Origin of the sequence: Streptomyces sp. SLBN-118 (assembly GCF_006715635.1) — a bacterium.
GTDB lineage: Bacteria > Actinomycetota > Actinomycetes > Streptomycetales > Streptomycetaceae > Streptomyces.
Window position 1 is genome coordinate 1,509,809 of the sequence record NZ_VFNP01000002.1, and the last position, 17,531, is coordinate 1,527,339.

At 65.7% G+C, this 17,531-nt stretch carries 14 protein-coding genes and 3 rRNA genes; 5 read left to right on the plus strand and 12 right to left on the minus strand.

Annotation, left to right across the window (positions count from 1 at the left end; all coding sequences use genetic code 11):
- Positions 1 to 15: 15 nt before the first annotated feature.
- Positions 16 to 1,044, minus strand: a complete 1,029-nt coding sequence (locus FBY35_RS25500) for an HAD-IIA family hydrolase (protein ID WP_142216312.1) — start codon at positions 1,042 to 1,044, stop codon at positions 16 to 18.
- A 72-nt stretch (positions 1,045 to 1,116) separates the two neighbouring features.
- Between FBY35_RS25500 and FBY35_RS25505 the strand changes: the two genes are divergently transcribed.
- Complete coding sequence (locus FBY35_RS25505) at positions 1,117 to 2,397, plus strand: DUF1015 domain-containing protein (protein ID WP_142216313.1); 1,281 nt, start codon at positions 1,117 to 1,119, stop codon at positions 2,395 to 2,397.
- 93 nt (positions 2,398 to 2,490) lie between these two features.
- Here the strand turns inward: FBY35_RS25505 and FBY35_RS36670 are convergent, their stop codons facing one another.
- From FBY35_RS36670 to FBY35_RS25530, 6 genes are all read right to left on the minus strand, one after another.
- The gene (locus FBY35_RS36670; protein ID WP_313904708.1) at positions 2,491 to 3,138 is read right to left on the minus strand and encodes a tetratricopeptide repeat protein; all 648 of its coding nucleotides are present in this window, start codon (positions 3,136 to 3,138) and stop codon (positions 2,491 to 2,493) included.
- Positions 3,123 to 4,304: a hypothetical protein gene (locus tag FBY35_RS37425; protein WP_313904709.1), complete on the minus strand. Its 1,182-nt coding sequence runs from the start codon at positions 4,302 to 4,304 to the stop codon at positions 3,123 to 3,125. Before FBY35_RS37425 ends, FBY35_RS36670 begins: the two co-directional genes overlap by 16 nt.
- A gap of 192 nt (positions 4,305 to 4,496) precedes the next feature.
- Positions 4,497 to 4,613 (minus strand): 5S ribosomal RNA (gene rrf, locus FBY35_RS25515).
- A 118-nt stretch (positions 4,614 to 4,731) separates the two neighbouring features.
- Positions 4,732 to 7,855, minus strand: a 23S ribosomal RNA gene (locus FBY35_RS25520).
- Between the two features lie 300 nt (positions 7,856 to 8,155).
- Positions 8,156 to 9,681, minus strand: a 16S ribosomal RNA gene (locus FBY35_RS25525).
- Together the 16S, 23S and 5S rRNA genes form the textbook arrangement of a ribosomal RNA operon.
- A gap of 537 nt (positions 9,682 to 10,218) precedes the next feature.
- Positions 10,219 to 10,860, minus strand: coding sequence for a DNA-3-methyladenine glycosylase (locus FBY35_RS25530; protein WP_142216315.1), 642 nt, complete (start codon positions 10,858 to 10,860; stop codon positions 10,219 to 10,221).
- Positions 10,861 to 10,934: 74 nt separating this feature from the next.
- Here FBY35_RS25530 and FBY35_RS25535 point away from each other — a divergent pair, with 74 nt between their 5' ends.
- From FBY35_RS25535 to FBY35_RS25545, 3 genes are all read left to right on the plus strand, one after another.
- Positions 10,935 to 11,717, plus strand: a complete 783-nt coding sequence (locus tag FBY35_RS25535; protein ID WP_142216316.1) for a sporulation protein — start codon at positions 10,935 to 10,937, stop codon at positions 11,715 to 11,717.
- A gap of 57 nt (positions 11,718 to 11,774) precedes the next feature.
- Positions 11,775 to 12,311, plus strand: coding sequence for a YbhB/YbcL family Raf kinase inhibitor-like protein (locus tag FBY35_RS25540; RefSeq protein WP_142216317.1), 537 nt, complete (start codon positions 11,775 to 11,777; stop codon positions 12,309 to 12,311).
- 149 nt (positions 12,312 to 12,460) lie between these two features.
- Positions 12,461 to 12,967 carry an HNH endonuclease gene (locus tag FBY35_RS25545; RefSeq protein WP_142216318.1) on the plus strand — a complete coding sequence of 169 codons (507 nt, stop codon included), beginning with the start codon at positions 12,461 to 12,463 and terminating at the stop codon, positions 12,965 to 12,967.
- 48 nt (positions 12,968 to 13,015) lie between these two features.
- Here the strand turns inward: FBY35_RS25545 and FBY35_RS25550 are convergent, their stop codons facing one another.
- The 4 genes from FBY35_RS25550 to FBY35_RS25565 all read right to left on the minus strand — a co-directional run bounded on the left by FBY35_RS25550 (position 13,016) and on the right by FBY35_RS25565 (position 16,202).
- Entirely contained in the window at positions 13,016 to 13,783 is a 768-nt protein-coding gene (locus FBY35_RS25550) for a sulfite exporter TauE/SafE family protein (RefSeq protein WP_142216319.1), read from the minus strand.
- A 57-nt stretch (positions 13,784 to 13,840) separates the two neighbouring features.
- Positions 13,841 to 14,800 (minus strand): SPFH domain-containing protein, encoded by a 960-nt coding sequence (locus FBY35_RS25555; protein ID WP_142216320.1) that lies wholly within the window; start codon positions 14,798 to 14,800, stop codon positions 13,841 to 13,843.
- 91 nt (positions 14,801 to 14,891) lie between these two features.
- Positions 14,892 to 15,320, minus strand: coding sequence for an NfeD family protein (locus FBY35_RS25560; RefSeq protein WP_142216321.1), 429 nt, complete (start codon positions 15,318 to 15,320; stop codon positions 14,892 to 14,894).
- A gap of 90 nt (positions 15,321 to 15,410) precedes the next feature.
- Positions 15,411 to 16,202, minus strand: a complete 792-nt coding sequence (locus tag FBY35_RS25565; protein ID WP_142216322.1) for an ABC transporter ATP-binding protein — start codon at positions 16,200 to 16,202, stop codon at positions 15,411 to 15,413.
- Between the two features lie 136 nt (positions 16,203 to 16,338).
- Between FBY35_RS25565 and FBY35_RS25570 the strand changes: the two genes are divergently transcribed.
- On the plus strand, positions 16,339 to 17,127 hold the full coding sequence (locus FBY35_RS25570) for a hypothetical protein (protein WP_142216323.1): 789 nt from the start codon (positions 16,339 to 16,341) through the stop codon (positions 17,125 to 17,127).
- Positions 17,128 to 17,189: 62 nt separating this feature from the next.
- On the opposite strand, the gene FBY35_RS25575 is transcribed toward FBY35_RS25570, so the two are convergent.
- Complete coding sequence (locus FBY35_RS25575; protein WP_142216324.1) at positions 17,190 to 17,435, minus strand: chaplin family protein; 246 nt, start codon at positions 17,433 to 17,435, stop codon at positions 17,190 to 17,192.
- Positions 17,436 to 17,531: the final 96 nt, after the last annotated feature.

Genomic DNA, 17,531 nt, shown 5'->3' on the forward strand with positions numbered 1-17,531 from the left:
TCCTGACGGGGTGTCCTACAGTCCCAGCCGGGACAACGCCTTGCCCGCGTCCAGCGTGCACACCCCGTCCCCCGCCCGCGTCCAGGCCGCCGCACACAGCGCCCTCAGCCCGTCCAGCGGCTCACCCTCACCGCCGAGCGCGAGCGCATCGTCCCGTACCGACGCGGTCCACCCGCCGCACTCGAATCCGCCGTCCGCCCTGGCCACTTCGGGCTGCCCGGTCAGCATCCCGCGCAGATCGGCGTCCACATAGGTGGGCCGGTGCTGGGGCGGCGCGGCCAGCAGCTGCGCACCGTCGGTCACCCCGGTCAGTACGAGCAGGGAATCGACGCCTCCGTTGAACGCACCCTCGATGTCCGTGTCCAGCCGGTCCCCCACGACCAGCGGCCTGCGCGCGCCCGTCCGCAGGATCGTCTCCTTGTGCATCGGCGGCAGCGGCTTCCCTGCCACCCGCGGCTCGGCGCCTGTCGCGATCCGTACGACCTCCACGGCCGCGCCGTTCCCGGGCGCGATCCCCCGGGCGCTGGGAATCGTCAGATCCGTGTTGGAGGCGAACCAGGGCACACCCCGCGCGATCGCGTAGCACGCCTCCGCGAAGCGTCCCCACGTCAGATCGGGCCCGCCGTATCCCTGCACCACCGCCGCCGGATCGTCGTCGGCGGACTCCACCGGCTCAAGGCCCCGCTCGCGCAGCGCGACCCGCAGCCCCTCCCCGCCGATCACCAGTACCCGGGACCCGGCCGGCACCTGCTCGGAGATCAACCGCGCGACCGCCTGCGCGGAGTTGATGACATCCGCCGCATCGGTGGGGACACCCAGCTCGGTGATGTGCTCGGCCACGGCCTCGGGCGGCCGCAGCGCGTTGTTCGTCACGTACGCGAGGTGCATCCCGCGCTCGCGCGCCGTCAGCAGCGAATCCACGGCGTGCTCGATCGCCTCACCACCGGCGTACACCACACCGTCCAGGTCCAGCAGCGCCGTGTCGTACGCCTCGCTCAGCGCCGTACCGCTCACGCCCGGCCGGGTCCTGTGCTGCTGACTCATTTGCATACGCTCCTCGTTCTGGGCCACTGACCCGATCATCGCTCATACCCGGAGCCCACATACGATGCACAAATGAACACCGAAGGTCCTGCGGCCAACGACGGTCTGCACCTGATCCCGTTCCGTGGGCTGCGCTATGTCCCCGAGCGGGTCGGCAGCATCGCCGCCGTGACCTCGCCGCCGTACGACGTCGTCGTCAGGCCCGACGGCCTGCACCACCTGGAGTCGGCGGACCCCTACAACATCGTCCGGCTGATCCTCCCGCAGGCGAACTCCACCGGCGACCGCAACCAGAAGGCCGCCGACACGCTCGCCCGCTGGCTCTCCGAGGGCATCCTGGCCGCGGACCCGGAGCCCGCGCTCTACGTGTACGAGCAACGTCAGGGCGATCTCCTCCAGCGAGGCGTCATCGGTGCGCTCGCCCTGTCAGAACCGTCCGAAGGCGTCGTTCTCCCCCACGAGGACGTGATGCCGGACATCGTCGCGGACCGCGCGGCCCTGATGCGAACGACCGCCGCCAACCTGGAACCGCTGCTGCTGACCTACCGCAGCATGGGCGGCCCGACCGGCGCGACCCTCGTCATCGAACGCACCGTCCAGTGCTCCCCGCTCCTGGAAACGACGACCGAGGACGGCTTCAGCCACCGTCTGTGGTCGGTGACGGACCCCGAGGATCTGGCCGAGATCCGCTCCGACCTGGCCGAACGTCAGGCTCTGATCGCAGACGGCCACCACCGCTGGGCGACGTATCTGCGGCTGCGTGCCGAGCACCCCGCGCCCGGACCCTGGAACTACGGCCTCGTCCTGCTGATCGACACGGCCCGCTACCCGCTGCGGGTACGCGCCATCCACCGGGTGCTGCAGCGTCTCCCCGTCTCCGAAGCGCTGGCGGCCCTGGGCGGGGCCTTCCGCGTCCGGCACCTGGAGGGCCCGCTCCCGCAGGCACTGCGGGCGCTCGGCGAGGCCGCGGCGGAGGGAAACGCCTTCCTGCTGGCGGGCGACGGTGCCTTCCACCTCCTCGACCGCCCGGACCAGGGGCTGCTGTCCCGCACGGTGCGCGCCGACCGCCCCGAAGGCTGGCGCACACTCGACGCCACCGTCCTCCACTCCACGCTCCTGGACCACATCTGGCGGATCCCGGACACCCCGGAGTACATCGCGTACATCCACGACACCGAGGCGGCGGTCACCCAGGCCGAACGCCGGGGCGGGACCGCGGTGTTGATGCACCCGGTCCGGGAGGACGTCGTACGTGACCTCGCCCGCGAGGGCGTCACGATGCCCCGCAAGTCCACGTCCTTCGGCCCGAAGCCGGCGACGGGACTGGTCCTGCGAAGTCTGACGCTGGACTGAGACCGAAGACTGAAGCCGGAGACTCAACCTGAGACTGAAACCGAAGAAGGGGCGGCACCCGCTGGGATGCCGCCCCTTTTCGTTCACGTCCCTCTACTCGGACTTGTCGCCCTCGACGTCGCCCGACTCGTCATCGGAGTCGGCTGCCGGCCCGTCGTGGTCGTCGTCCTCGTCGATGGCGTCGACGAACTCGACACCGTCCAGCTCTGCCAGCCGGTCCGACGCGTCGGTTGCCCCGTCCTTGTCGGCCTCGAGCGCCTTGGCGAACCACTCACGCGCCTCGCTCTCACGCCCGGCCGCCAGCAGAGCGTCGGCATAGGCGTAGCGCAGCCGCGCGGTCCAGGGCTGTACGGTGCTGGACGCCAGCTCCGGGCTCTGCAGGGTCACGATGGCGGCCTCGATCTGCCCCATGTCCCTGCGCGCACCGGCCGCGACCAGCCGCATCTCGACCTGACCCGCCTTGTCGAGCTTCTGCACCTCGGGCTCACCGGCCATCGCCATCGCCCGCTCGGGCCGCCCGAGTCCGCGCTCGCAGTCCGCCATGACGGGCCACAGCTCGACACTGCCGGTCATCCGCTTGGCCGCCCGGAACTCGGCAAGCGCCTCCGCGTACTTCTGGTTCGCATACGCGGCGAAGCCCGCGGCCTCGCGCACGGCGGCCACGCGTGAGGCGAGCCGCAGCGCGACCTTGGAGTAGGCATACGCCTGCTCGGGGTCCTCGTCGATCAGATTGGCGACCATGACCAGGTTCCTCGCGACGTCCTCGGCGAGACCCTTCGGCAGGCTCTGCAGCTCCTGCCGTACGTCGTTGTCGATCTCGTCGCCCGTGACATCGTCGGGAATCGGCAGCCGCTTGATCGGCTCGCGCTCGGGACGGCCACGGTCGCGGTCATCCCGGCGTCCGTAGCCACCACGGTCGTCACGCTGACCGCCACGGTACCCACCACGGTCGTCACGGCGGTCGTCACGACGCGGCCCGCTCGGGCGGTCGTCACGGCGTCCATAGCCACCGCTGCTGGGGCGCCCGCCGGGGCGTGCACCGCGGTCGTCATCGCGCCGCGGCCCGCTCGGGCGGTCGTCACGACGCCCATAGCCACCGCTGCTGGGGCGGGAGCCGCCGCGGTCGTCGCGCTGGCCGCCGCGGTACCCACCACGGTCACGGTCGTCATCACGACGGAAGGACGGACGCTCATCACGCCGGTCATCCCGACGGTCATCGCGACGCGGCCCACCCGGACGCTCGTCACGACGGTCGTCACGCGGTCCTCGGTACCCACCACCGGAACGGTCGTCGCGCCGGAAGCCGCCACCACCGCTGCCGCCGGGGCGCGAACCGCCACGGTCGTCGCGCTGGCCGCCGCGGTACCCACCACGGTCACGGTCGTCATCACGACGGAACGATGGACGCTCATCACGCCGGTCATCCCGACGGTCATCGCGACGCGGCCCACCCGGACGCTCGTCACGACGCCCATAGCCACCACCACTGGGGCGCCCACCACGGTCGTCATCACGACGCGGCCCACTCGGACGCTCGTCACGACGCCCATAGCCACCGCCACCGGAACGGTCGTCGCGCCGGAAGCCGCCACCACCGCTGCCGCCGGGGCGCGAACCGCCACGGTCGTCGCGCTGGCCGCCGCGGTACCCACCACGGTCACGGTCGTCATCACGACGGAACGACGGACGCTCATCACGCCGGTCATCGCGACGCGGCCCACTCGGACGCTCGTCACGACGCCCATAGCCACCACCACTGGGGCGCCCACCACGGTCGTCATCACGACGCGGCCCACTCGGACGCTCGTCACGACGGTCATCACGCGGGCGGTATCCACCACGGTCGTTGTCACGCCGCGGCCCACGGTCCCGGTCGTCACGGCCACCGCGGAAGCCGCTCCGGTCACCACCGTCCCTACGACGCGGCTCGCGCTCCGGACGGTCGTCGGGAGAGTTGGTGGGCATCGGCGTAACTCCTGTCTTCAGGTACTGCAGTCATTCTCGCGCAGCCGGCCATCGGACGCGCTTCGGTAAAGCAAGCAAAACAAAAAGGACCCGTGGTCCAGCGTGAACGCTGGACCACGGGTCCTTGAAAGATTGTTCGGCGGCGTCCTACTCTCCCACAGGGTCCCCCCTGCAGTACCATCGGCGCTGAAAGGCTTAGCTTCCGGGTTCGGAATGTAACCGGGCGTTTCCCTAACGCAATGACCACCGAAACCCTATCGGGCTCTAGCGAACAAGCACACTTTTCAATTAAGTAAATTAATTAGTGAAACCAGTTCAACCGGTGCGACTGTTCGCAACCCGGGAACTACACAGTGGACGCGAGCAACTGAGGACAAGCCCTCGGCCTATTAGTACCAGTCAGCTCCACCCCTTGCGGGGCTTCCACATCTGGCCTATCAACCCAGTCGTCTACTGGGAGCCTTAACCCCTCAAAGGGGGTGGGAGTCCTCATCTCGAAGCAGGCTTCCCGCTTAGATGCTTTCAGCGGTTATCCTTTCCGAACGTAGCCAACCAGCCATGCCCTTGGCAGGACAACTGGCACACCAGAGGTTCGTCCGTCCCGGTCCTCTCGTACTAGGGACAGCCCTTCTCAAGACTCCTACGCGCACAGCGGATAGGGACCGAACTGTCTCACGACGTTCTAAACCCAGCTCGCGTACCGCTTTAATGGGCGAACAGCCCAACCCTTGGGACCGACTCCAGCCCCAGGATGCGACGAGCCGACATCGAGGTGCCAAACCATCCCGTCGATATGGACTCTTGGGGAAGATCAGCCTGTTATCCCCGGGGTACCTTTTATCCGTTGAGCGACGGCGCTTCCACAAGCCACCGCCGGATCACTAGTCCCGACTTTCGTCCCTGCTCGACCCGTCGGTCTCACAGTCAAGCTCCCTTGTGCACTTACACTCAACACCTGATTGCCAACCAGGCTGAGGGAACCTTTGGGCGCCTCCGTTACCCTTTGGGAGGCAACCGCCCCAGTTAAACTACCCATCAGACACTGTCCCTGATCCGGATCACGGACCCAGGTTAGACATCCAGCACGACCAGAGTGGTATTTCAACGACGACTCCACCTGAACTGGCGTCCAAGCTTCACAGTCTCCCACCTATCCTACACAAGCCGAACCGAACACCAATATCAAACTGTAGTAAAGGTCCCGGGGTCTTTCCGTCCTGCTGCGCGAAACGAGCATCTTTACTCGTAGTGCAATTTCACCGGGCCTATGGTTGAGACAGTCGAGAAGTCGTTACGCCATTCGTGCAGGTCGGAACTTACCCGACAAGGAATTTCGCTACCTTAGGATGGTTATAGTTACCACCGCCGTTTACTGGCGCTTAAGTTCTCAGCTTCGCCACACCGAAATGTGACTAACCGGTCCCCTTAACGTTCCAGCACCGGGCAGGCGTCAGTCCGTATACATCGCCTTACGGCTTCGCACGGACCTGTGTTTTTAGTAAACAGTCGCTTCTCGCTGGTCTCTGCGGCCACCCCCAGCTCACGGAGCACGTCCGATCACCAAAGATGGCCCCCCTTCTCCCGAAGTTACGGGGGCATTTTGCCGAGTTCCTTAACCATAGTTCACCCGAACGCCTCGGTATTCTCTACCTGACCACCTGAGTCGGTTTAGGGTACGGGCCGCCATGAAACTCGCTAGAGGCTTTTCTCGACAGCATAGGATCATCCACTTCACCACAATCGGCTCGGCATCAGGTCTCAGCCTCAATGTGTGACGGATTTGCCTATCACACGGCCTACACCCTTACCCCGGGACAACCACCGCCCGGGCTGGACTACCTTCCTGCGTCACCCCATCGCTTACCTACTACCACCTTGGACCGGCGGCTCCACCACTCCCCTTCACCCGAAGGATCCAGGACGGCTTCACGGCCTTAGCATCAGAGGGTTCAGTACTGGGCGTTTCAAAGCGGGTACCGGAATATCAACCGGTTGTCCATCGACTACGCCTGTCGGCCTCGCCTTAGGTCCCGACTTACCCTGGGCAGATCAGCTTGACCCAGGAACCCTTAGTCAATCGGCGCACACGTTTCTCACGTGTGTATCGCTACTCATGCCTGCATTCTCACTCGTGAACCGTCCACCACTCGCTTACGCGGCGGCTTCACCCGGCACACGACGCTCCCCTACCCATCCACACTCCCGTTGGGGATCATGTGTGAATGACACGACTTCGGCGGTACGCTTGAGCCCCGCTACATTGTCGGCGCGGAATCACTTGACCAGTGAGCTATTACGCACTCTTTCAAGGGTGGCTGCTTCTAAGCCAACCTCCTGGTTGTCTCTGCGACTCCACATCCTTTCCCACTTAGCGTACGCTTAGGGGCCTTAGTCGATGCTCTGGGCTGTTTCCCTCTCGACCATGGAGCTTATCCCCCACAGTCTCACTGCCGCGCTCTCACTTACCGGCATTCGGAGTTTGGCTAAGGTCAGTAACCCGGTAGGGCCCATCGCCTATCCAGTGCTCTACCTCCGGCAAGAAACACACGACGCTGCACCTAAATGCATTTCGGGGAGAACCAGCTATCACGGAGTTTGATTGGCCTTTCACCCCTAACCACAGGTCATCCCCCAGGTTTTCAACCCTGGTGGGTTCGGTCCTCCACGAAGTCTTACCTCCGCTTCAACCTGCCCATGGCTAGATCACTCCGCTTCGGGTCTTGAGCGCGCTACTAAACCGCCCTGTTCGGACTCGCTTTCGCTACGGCTTCCCCACACGGGTTAACCTCGCAACACACCGCAAACTCGCAGGCTCATTCTTCAAAAGGCACGCAGTCACGACGCACAGAGCAAGCTCTGCACGCGACGCTCCCACGGCTTGTAGGCACACGGTTTCAGGTACTATTTCACTCCGCTCCCGCGGTACTTTTCACCATTCCCTCACGGTACTATCCGCTATCGGTCACCAGGGAATATTTAGGCTTAACGGGTGGTCCCGCCAGATTCACACGGGATTTCTCGGGCCCCGTGCTACTTGGGTGTCTCTTAAACGAGCCGCTGACGTTTCAGCTACGGGGGTCTTACCCTCTACGCCGGACCTTTCGCATGTCCTTCGCCTACATCAACGGTTTCTGACTCGTCTCATCGCCGGCAGACAATGAAAAAGAGATCCCACAACCCCGTATGCGCAACCCCTGCCGGGTATCACACGCATACGGTTTGGCCTCATCCGGTTTCGCTCGCCACTACTCCCGGAATCACGGTTGTTTTCTCTTCCTGAGGGTACTGAGATGTTTCACTTCCCCTCGTTCCCTCCACACTGCCTATGTGTTCAGCAGCGGGTGACAGCCCATGACGACTGCCGGGTTTCCCCATTCGGAAACCCCCGGATCAAAGCCTGGTTGACGGCTCCCCGGGGACTATCGTGGCCTCCCACGTCCTTCATCGGTTCCTGGTGCCAAGGCATCCACCGTGCGCCCTTAAAAACTTGGCCACAGATGCTCGCGTCCACTGTGCAGTTCTCAAGCAACGACCAGCCACCCACCACCCCACCCAACAGGGCGAGTTCACTGGGGCCGGCATCCCGAAGGACGAGCTCACGCTCGCACCCTCAGACACCCAACAGCGCGCCCGGCACGATCCCCTGACCACACGTTCCACGCCGAAGCAGTACTAGTGAAGCCCTGAAACCGTGCCGAATAGTCAACGTTCCACCCATGAGCTACCAGCACCGGACGTGCGCCGGTGTACTGGCCTCTGACCAGACCGGGGTCTGGTGAGAAGTGCTCCTTAGAAAGGAGGTGATCCAGCCGCACCTTCCGGTACGGCTACCTTGTTACGACTTCGTCCCAATCGCCAGTCCCACCTTCGACAGCTCCCTCCCACAAGGGGTTGGGCCACCGGCTTCGGGTGTTACCGACTTTCGTGACGTGACGGGCGGTGTGTACAAGGCCCGGGAACGTATTCACCGCAGCAATGCTGATCTGCGATTACTAGCAACTCCGACTTCATGGGGTCGAGTTGCAGACCCCAATCCGAACTGAGACCGGCTTTTTGAGATTCGCTCCGCCTCGCGGCATCGCAGCTCTTTGTACCGGCCATTGTAGCACGTGTGCAGCCCAAGACATAAGGGGCATGATGACTTGACGTCGTCCCCACCTTCCTCCGAGTTGACCCCGGCAGTCTCCTGTGAGTCCCCATCACCCCGAAGGGCATGCTGGCAACACAGAACAAGGGTTGCGCTCGTTGCGGGACTTAACCCAACATCTCACGACACGAGCTGACGACAGCCATGCACCACCTGTATACCGACCACAAGGGGGGCACCATCTCTGATGCTTTCCGGTATATGTCAAGCCTTGGTAAGGTTCTTCGCGTTGCGTCGAATTAAGCCACATGCTCCGCTGCTTGTGCGGGCCCCCGTCAATTCCTTTGAGTTTTAGCCTTGCGGCCGTACTCCCCAGGCGGGGAACTTAATGCGTTAGCTGCGGCACCGACGACGTGGAATGTCGCCAACACCTAGTTCCCAACGTTTACGGCGTGGACTACCAGGGTATCTAATCCTGTTCGCTCCCCACGCTTTCGCTCCTCAGCGTCAGTAATGGCCCAGAGATCCGCCTTCGCCACCGGTGTTCCTCCTGATATCTGCGCATTTCACCGCTACACCAGGAATTCCGATCTCCCCTACCACACTCTAGCCAGCCCGTATCGAATGCAGACCCGGGGTTAAGCCCCGGGCTTTCACATCCGACGTGACAAGCCGCCTACGAGCTCTTTACGCCCAATAATTCCGGACAACGCTTGCGCCCTACGTATTACCGCGGCTGCTGGCACGTAGTTAGCCGGCGCTTCTTCTGCAGGTACCGTCACTTGCGCTTCTTCCCTGCTGAAAGAGGTTTACAACCCGAAGGCCGTCATCCCTCACGCGGCGTCGCTGCATCAGGCTTTCGCCCATTGTGCAATATTCCCCACTGCTGCCTCCCGTAGGAGTCTGGGCCGTGTCTCAGTCCCAGTGTGGCCGGTCGCCCTCTCAGGCCGGCTACCCGTCGTCGCCTTGGTAGGCCATCACCCCACCAACAAGCTGATAGGCCGCGGGCTCATCCTTCACCGCCGGAGCTTTCAACCCCCCAAGATGCCTCGGGAGGTGGTATCCGGTATTAGACCCCGTTTCCAGGGCTTGTCCCAGAGTGAAGGGCAGATTGCCCACGTGTTACTCACCCGTTCGCCACTAATCCACCCCGAAGGGCTTCATCGTTCGACTTGCATGTGTTAAGCACGCCGCCAGCGTTCGTCCTGAGCCAGGATCAAACTCTCCATGAATGTTTACCCGTAATCGGGTTCAACACCACAAGAGCGGGACAACCAGTCGGAATAAGACCAGTCGTCCACAGCGTCCTCGCTGTGTTTTCGCCTGCCCGCCACAAGGGCCGACAGGACTTTCAAAGGAACCTCCAACCCACCGAAATGGGCCGGGGTTGTCAATCTGGCGTTGACTTTTGGCACGCTGTTGAGTTCTCAAGGAACGGACGCTTCCTTCGTACTCACCCTCACGGGCTTTCCTCCGGGCGCTTCCCTTCGGTCTTGCATTTCCAACCTTACCAGACTCTATTTCCGCTCCGTTTCCGGTGAGGAATTCGATTCCAGCGGCCGTTGGAAGGCCATTGCCTTTCGGCGTGTCCCCTACTTTAGCCGATTCCCCAGGCGACTCATAATTGAGTCACTGAGCTTGAATTTCGGCATGCCGAAATCGCACCCGGTTTGGGGTCGTCGTAAGAAGTGGATGGCCGCTCCGGGCTGCTGAACAGCAGGGCCCGTTTCAAGCGGCTCGGACTACGTTAGGGGTCGCGCCAACCAGAGTCAAGTTGCCCTGCGCCGCCGCATATGGGCCCGGTAAGGGCTGACCGTCGGGTCGTCCACGATCCAGAAGCGCCAGGGGTGGTGTGCCCCGTCGCCGCCAACCCCGGTGCGGGGGCCGCTGCGCACCAGGTCAGGGTCGGGCGGGGTGCCCCGCAGCAGAGCCAAGGGTGCGTCGCCGCCGGCGCAGAGGTCGGCGCCGTTCAGGACACGGTCCACATCGAGGGCCGTGGCCAGGCGTGCGGGGCCTTTGGCCAGTTCCTTGTCGTGACGGGCCGAGAACCGACGTTTGCGGGCGTGGTCGGCGCCCACAAGGATTTCGCCGGCGCGCAGCAGGATCCCGCTCGCCCTTCCTTCCGGGCCGCACACCACGTTGAGGCAGTGCCACATGCCATAGGTGAAGTAGACGTACGCGTGACCGGGCGGGCCGAACATCACCTGGTTTCGCGCGGTGCGTCCGCGGTACGCGTGGGACCCCGGGTCGAGTTCCCCCGCGTACGCCTCCACTTCGGTGAGCCGTACCTCGATGGGTCCGTCGTCGGTGAGGCGTGCCAGGGTGCAGCCAAGGAGTTCGGGTGCGACCTCCAGCACTGGGCGGTCGAAGAACTCCCGGGGCAGCGGCGTACGGTCGGGGCTCTCGATCATGGCGTCCGAGGGTACCGGGGAACCGGCTACGGTCGTCGCGCGTATGTAGTGGTCAGAACGAAGAAGGAGTGGACATGGGGTTCAAGAAGCTGCTCGCGAGCCTGGGCGCCGGTGGCGCATCCGTCGAGACGGTGCTCATCGAGGCGAACGTCGTACCGGGCGGTGTCGTCCAGGGCGAGGTGCGCATCCAGGGCGGCTCGGTGGACCAGCAGATCGAGGGACTCTCCGTCGGTCTGCAGGCGCGGGTCGAGGTCGAGGGTGGTGACCAGGAGGTCAAGCAGGACATCGAGTTCACCAAGCAGCGGCTCGGTGGCGCTTTCGAGGTGAAGGCCGGGGCGGTGCATGTGGTGCCGTTCGGCCTCGAGATTCCGTGGGAAACCCCGGTCACCAGCATCGCGGGGCAGCAGCTGCGCGGGATGAACATCGGTGTGACGACGGAGCTGGAGATCGCGCGGGCCCTGGACTCGGGCGACCTGGACCCGATCAATGTGCACCCGCTGCCGTCGCAGCAGGCCATCCTGGACGCCTTCATCCAGCTGGGCTTCCGCTTCAAGAGCGCGGACATGGAGCGCGGGCACATCCGTGGGACGCGGCAGCGGCTGCCGTTCTACCAGGAGATCGAGTTCTTCCCGCCGCAGCAGTACCGCGGGCTGAACCAGGTCGAGCTGACCTTTGTCGCTGACGACCGCGAGATGGACGTGATCCTCGAGATGGACAAGAAGCCGGGTCTTTTCAGCGAGGGCAGCGACTCGTACAAGGCCTTCAAGGTGGGGCACCACGACTTCCACTCGACCGACTGGGCTGCGTTCCTCAACCAGTGGCTGGCGGACGTCGGCGGGCGTCGTAACTGGTTCTAGGCTCGGATTCGACAGAGCAAGCAGGGCAGGCAGAACAGCCGATTCGGAGGTTCAGACGTGACCGAGCTCAACAGGGCGCCCCTTCCACACGACTTCCATCCCGCGGTGCCGTCGTTCACGGTGGTGAGCGACGACATCGCGCCGGGGTCGGTGCTGAAGGACGCCCAGGTCTATGCGGCGGGCAACACGTCGCCGCATCTGCGGTGGGAGGGTTTCCCGGCGGAGACCAAGAGCTTTGCCGTGACGTGCTTCGATCCGGACGCGCCCACGGGCAGCGGGTTCTGGCACTGGGTGCTCTTCGACATCCCGGCATCGGTCACGGAGCTGCCGGCCGGTGCGGGCAGCGGAAAGTTCGCGGGGCTGCCCGAGGGCGCCGTCCAGGTCCGTAACGACTACGGGTCGAAGGATTTCGGCGGCGCTGCTCCCCCGGCGGGCGAGAGGCACCGCTATGTGTTCACGGTGTACGCGGTTGACAAGCAGAAGCTCGGCCCCGGTGCGGACGTCTCGCCGGCGGTCGCGGGCCTCAATCTCCGCTTCCACGCGATTGCGCGTGCACACCTGATGGCGGAGTACGAAGGTCCTTCGAAGAGCTGATCGTTCGTTTGTTGTTTGCCCTGCCCTGGTCTTGGAGAGATCAGGGCAGGGCATCTTTTATTGCGTTGTCCATCTCGGCGCGCCCGGCCAGAGTTGATCCAAGCCCAAGGCCCGCAAAGGGTTGGGCCGGCGAACGGGAGGTGGGCGAGATGCGGGACACGCTGGTACTGAATGCGAGCTTCGAGCCGCTGTCGACGGTGACACTCAACCGCGCGGTGGTTCTGGTGCTGCAGGACAAGGCCGTCGTCGAGCAGGCCCACCCCGGACTCCGTGTGCGTGCCGCGGCAGTTGATCTTCCGGTGCCCCGGGTGATCAGGCTCTGCCGGTATGTCCGGGTGCCTTTCCGAAGACAGGCACCCTGGTCGAGGCGTGGTGTGCTGGTACGGGACCAGCACCGGTGCGCGTACTGCGGAAGACGCGCCACGACCGTGGACCACGTGGTGCCACGGTCGCACGGCGGTCAGGACAGCTGGCTGAATACGGTGGCTTCCTGCGCCGAGGACAATCACCGCAAGGCCGACCGTACGCCGGAGCAGGCCGGAATGCCGCTGCTGCACGAGCCGTTCGTACCCTCTCCGGCGGACGCGATGCTGCTCGGGCTGCGGGCCGGTGAGCGCTCGGCGCTGCCGGAGTGGCTGGCGGCGCCCGCCGCGTAAGTGTGACGCGTGAAGGCCCGCTCCCTGCCGGGGGCGGGTTTTTGCGTTTCAGCGCAGCAGGAGCTGGACGATCGCAAAGGTGCCGACCACGACGATCAGCGCGCGCAGCGCCGTCGGTGGCAGCCGGCGGCCGAGCTTGGCGCCGAGCTGGCCGCCGAGGGCGGAGCCGACCGCGATCAGTGCGACCACCGTCCAGTCGAAGTCCGCCACGAAGAGGAAGAAGAGCGCGGCGATGCTGTTGACGACGGCAGCCAGGACGTTCTTGGTGGCGTTGAGGCGCTGGAGGGTGTCGTCGAGCAGCATGCCCATGAGGGAGATGTAGATGATTCCCTGGGCCGCGGTGAAGTAGCCGCCGTAGACGCTGGCGAGCATCAGTGCGACGAAGAGGAGCGGGCCGCCGTCGGGGTGGGTGCGGGTGCCCTTGCGCTCGCGGCGGCGTTGGACGGCTTTGCTGATGCGCGGCTGGAGGATCACCAGGACCAGGGCCAGCGCGACGAGGACGGGGACGATGGTCTCGAAGGCCGTGGAGGGGAGCATCAGGAGCAGTACGGCTCCGCTGAGGCCGCCGATCGCGGCGGCGATGCCGAGGCGCAGGATACGGCTGCGCTGGCCGGTGAGTTCGGCGCGGTAGCCGATGGCCCCGCTGATCGAGCCGGGGATCAGGCCGAGCGCGTTGGAGACCGTGGCGGTGACGGGAGGCAGGCCGGTGGCGAGGAGGACCGGGAAGGTGATCAGTGTCCCCGAGCCGACGATGGTGTTGATGGTGCCGGCGCTGATGCCCGCGGCGAAGACGGCGAGCATCTCCCATATGGTCACGTTGTGCCCCTCGATGATCGGTGCCGGGTGCACCGATCATGCCTGAGGGGCCGGACGTCAGTCGATGGGGGGCTGTTCGCGGCGCTCCGTGCCGTTTCCGGCGCCGGACTTGCCGGATCCGGAGCCGCCGCCCATTCCGGCCATCGGGTTGAAGTTGCCCATGGCGCCGGAGAGGCCCTTGAGCGCGTCGCCGATCTCGCTGGGCACGATCCAGAGCTTGTTGGCGTCGCCCTCGGCGATCTTCGGGAGCATCTGGAGGTACTGGTAGGCGAGGAGCTTCTGGTCCGCGTCTCCGGCGTGGATGGACTCGAAGACCGTACGGATCGCCTGGGCCTCGCCCTCCGCGCGCAGGGCGGCGGCCTTGGCCTCACCTTCGGCGCGCAGGATCGCGGACTGCTTCTCACCCTCGGCGGTGAGGATCGCGGACTGCCTGATGCCTTCCGCGGTGAGGATCGCGGCGCGCTTGTCACGGTCGGCGCGCATCTGCTTCTCCATCGAGTCCTGGATGGAGGTGGGCGGTTCGATCGCCTTGAGCTCGACGCGGTTGACGCGGATGCCCCACTTGCCGGTGGCTTCGTCGAGGACGCCCCGCAGGGCGGCGTTGATCTCCTCGCGGGAGGTGAGGGTCCGCTCCAGGTCCATGCCGCCGATGATGTTGCGCAGCGTGGTGACGGTGAGCTGCTCGATCGCCTGGATGTAGCTGGCGACTTCGTAGGTCGCGGCGCGGGCGTCGGTCACCTGGTAGTAGATGACCGTGTCGATGTTGACGACCAGGTTGTCCTGGGTGATCACCGGCTGGGGCGGGAAGGGGACGACCTGTTCACGCAGATCGATGCGGTTGCGGATCGAGTCGATGAACGGGACCACGATGTTCAGTCCCGCGTTGAGGGTGCGGGTGTAGCGCCCGAAGCGCTCGACGATGGCGGCACTGGCCTGCGGGATGACCTGGATCGTCTTGATCAGGGCGATGAAGACCAGCACCACCAGAATGATCAGGACGATGATGATCGGTTGCATCGCGTTCCCTGTGCCCTTCGCTGCCGGATAATTCTGATGATCGAGTTTCCCAGAACACGGGCTGGTATGGGGGGCGTTCGGCATTCATTGGTCACATCACCACGGCGGTGGCTCCGTCGATCTCCACGACGTCGACCTGCTGGCCCACCTCGAAGGACATCTCGGCGTCGAGTGCGCGCGCGGACCAGATCTCACCGGCGAGTTTGATACGGCCGCCGCTGCTGTCGACTCGTTCGAGCACGACGGCATGGCGGCCCTTGAGCGCGTCAACTCCGCTGGAGAACTGGGGCCGTTGGGCTCGCTGCCGGGTCGCGATGGGCCGTACGACGGCGATGAGCGCTACGGAAACCAGGGCGAAGACGAGGACCTGGGCGACCGTGCCCCCGCCGAGCGCCGCGACGACGGCCCCGGCCACGGCTCCGGCGGACAGCATTCCGAACTCCGGCATCGCCGTCAGGACAAGGGGAATGCCCAGTCCGACCGCGCCGATCAGCCACCACACCCATGCGTCGATTTCCACATGGTCATGGTAGGTCTGCCAGTCGTGGTGAGGACAGGGGGCGACAGCGGGGAGCGGGATCAGGCAGCCGCTCCTTCCGTGACGCCGGGGTCAGCCGAGCGGGAGCCCCTGGGCGGTCCAGCGCTCGCCGTTGCGCTCGACGAGCAGCGGGAGGCCGAAGCAGAGCGAGAGGTTGCGGGAGTTGAGCTCGGTCTCCATCGGACCGGCGGCCAGCACCTTGCCCTGACGGATCATCAGGACGTGGGTGAAGCCGGGGGCGATCTCCTCGACATGATGCGTCACCATCACCATGGAGGGGGCGAACTGGTCGCGGGCAAGACGGCCGAGCCTGCGCACCAGGTCCTCGCGGCCGCCGAGGTCGAGTCCGGCGGCGGGCTCGTCCAGGAGCAGCAGTTCGGGGTCGGTCATCATGGCGCGGGCGATCATGGTGCGCTTGCGCTCGCCCTCGGAGAGCGTGCCGAACTTGCGGTCCAGGTACTCGGTCATGCCGAGGCGGTCGAGGAAGGCGCGGGCGCGCTCCTCGTCGATGGCGTCGTAGTCCTCGTGCCAGGTGGCGGTCATTCCGTACGCGGCGGTGAGGACGGTCTGGAGCACGGTCTGGCGCTTGGGCAGCTTCTCGGCCATGGCGATGCCGGCCATGCCGATACGCGGGCGGAGCTCGAAGACGTCGACGGCGCCGAGGCGCTCGCCGAGGATCCTCGCAGTACCGGTGGTCGGGAAGAGGTAGCTGGACGCGATGTTGAGGAGGGTGGTCTTGCCGGCGCCGTTCGGGCCGAGGATGACCCAGCGCTCGCCCTCCTTGACCGACCAGGAGACGTCGTCCACCAGAGCGCGTCCGTCGCGGACCACGGATACGTCCACCAGCTCCAGTACATCGCTCATGAGCGCGTTGTCTCCCCATGCAATCGTCTTGAGGTATTGGGGGCGGTTTTATGCACCTGTGGGCACAGCTCCCAGGGAAAACCTACGCCACCGGCCGAGTAGCCCTGTCCCCCGGTCCGGTACCTAGGCTGGGACCATGCTTTCCGAACCACGCTCAGGACGGCTGGCCGCATGGGGAAATGCCCTGTTGGCCGGATTTGTATCACCCGATGACGCGGCACTCGCGATCGTCGGTGACGACGCGGTGCACCGGGTCGAGGGGCTGCCGGGCGAGACGGGGCCCGTCGGGCTCACTCTCGCGCTGGGGCGGCTGCGGGCGCTGGGGGTGACCGGGTACCGGGTCGCACTGCCCGTGCCGGGACATCCGCTGGGTCTGAGCGGACCACCGGACTTCAACGCCCGGGCGCTGGACGCGGAGGAGGCCGTGGTCGCCGCGGGCGCGGCATACGGCCTTGTGCCCGAGGTGTACGAGGCCGGGCCTGCGGGTGATGTGCACGTCGAGGTCGTCTGGCACTGCCTGCCGGTGCGGGAGGCGCCACCGGCGGACGTGCCCTCGCTCGGGGAGGCGGAACGGGAGCTCGCGGAAGCCCTGCGGGAGGCGACGGAGGTGCTGTCGCGCCTCGATGTGGCGGCGTCGGGTCCGGTGGCGGCGTCGGCGATCGACGCGTACCGGGCGCGGGCGTCGCGGGGCCCGGGCGAAACGCTGGCCCCCGGATATCCACCGCGGGCGGTACGCGTGCTGGAGCTGGCTCAGCGGATCGGGCTGCTGATCTCGGTGGCGTACGAGAACGGGCACGGCGGCGCGGTGAGCGCGTCGGAGATGGCGGCGCGGGGGCAGGCGCTGCGGCCGGTGGAGCGGGTGGCGAGGCGGGCGCAGGCGGCGGCGTACAACGCGTATGTGGAGGAGCGGGAGCGGGGCCGTTGAGGGGGAGGACGTGGTGGCGGTGCGGGGGCGACGCCCCCGCACCGCGGGGTCGTGGGTGACCGTCAGCCGTTGTAGCCGTAGTTGCCGAATGCCGGGTTCAGCGCGCCGACCACATTGACCGTGTTGCCGACTACGTTCACCGGGACGTGGACGGGGACCTGGACCACGTTGCCCGAGAGGACACCCGGGGAGTTCACGGCCTGGCCGCCGGCGTACGCGCCGTCCGTGGCGGAGGCGACGCCGGCGCCCGCCGCGAGCAGGCTGCCGGCGATCATGGTGAGGGCAGCTGCCTTCTTGACGTTCTTCACTTGGGGATCCTCCTGAGCGTTCGCTGCGGCCGGCCGCCGCAGCACGCCATGGAGAACGCCGCCGAGCCGATCAGGATGCGGCAGACGAGTGACATA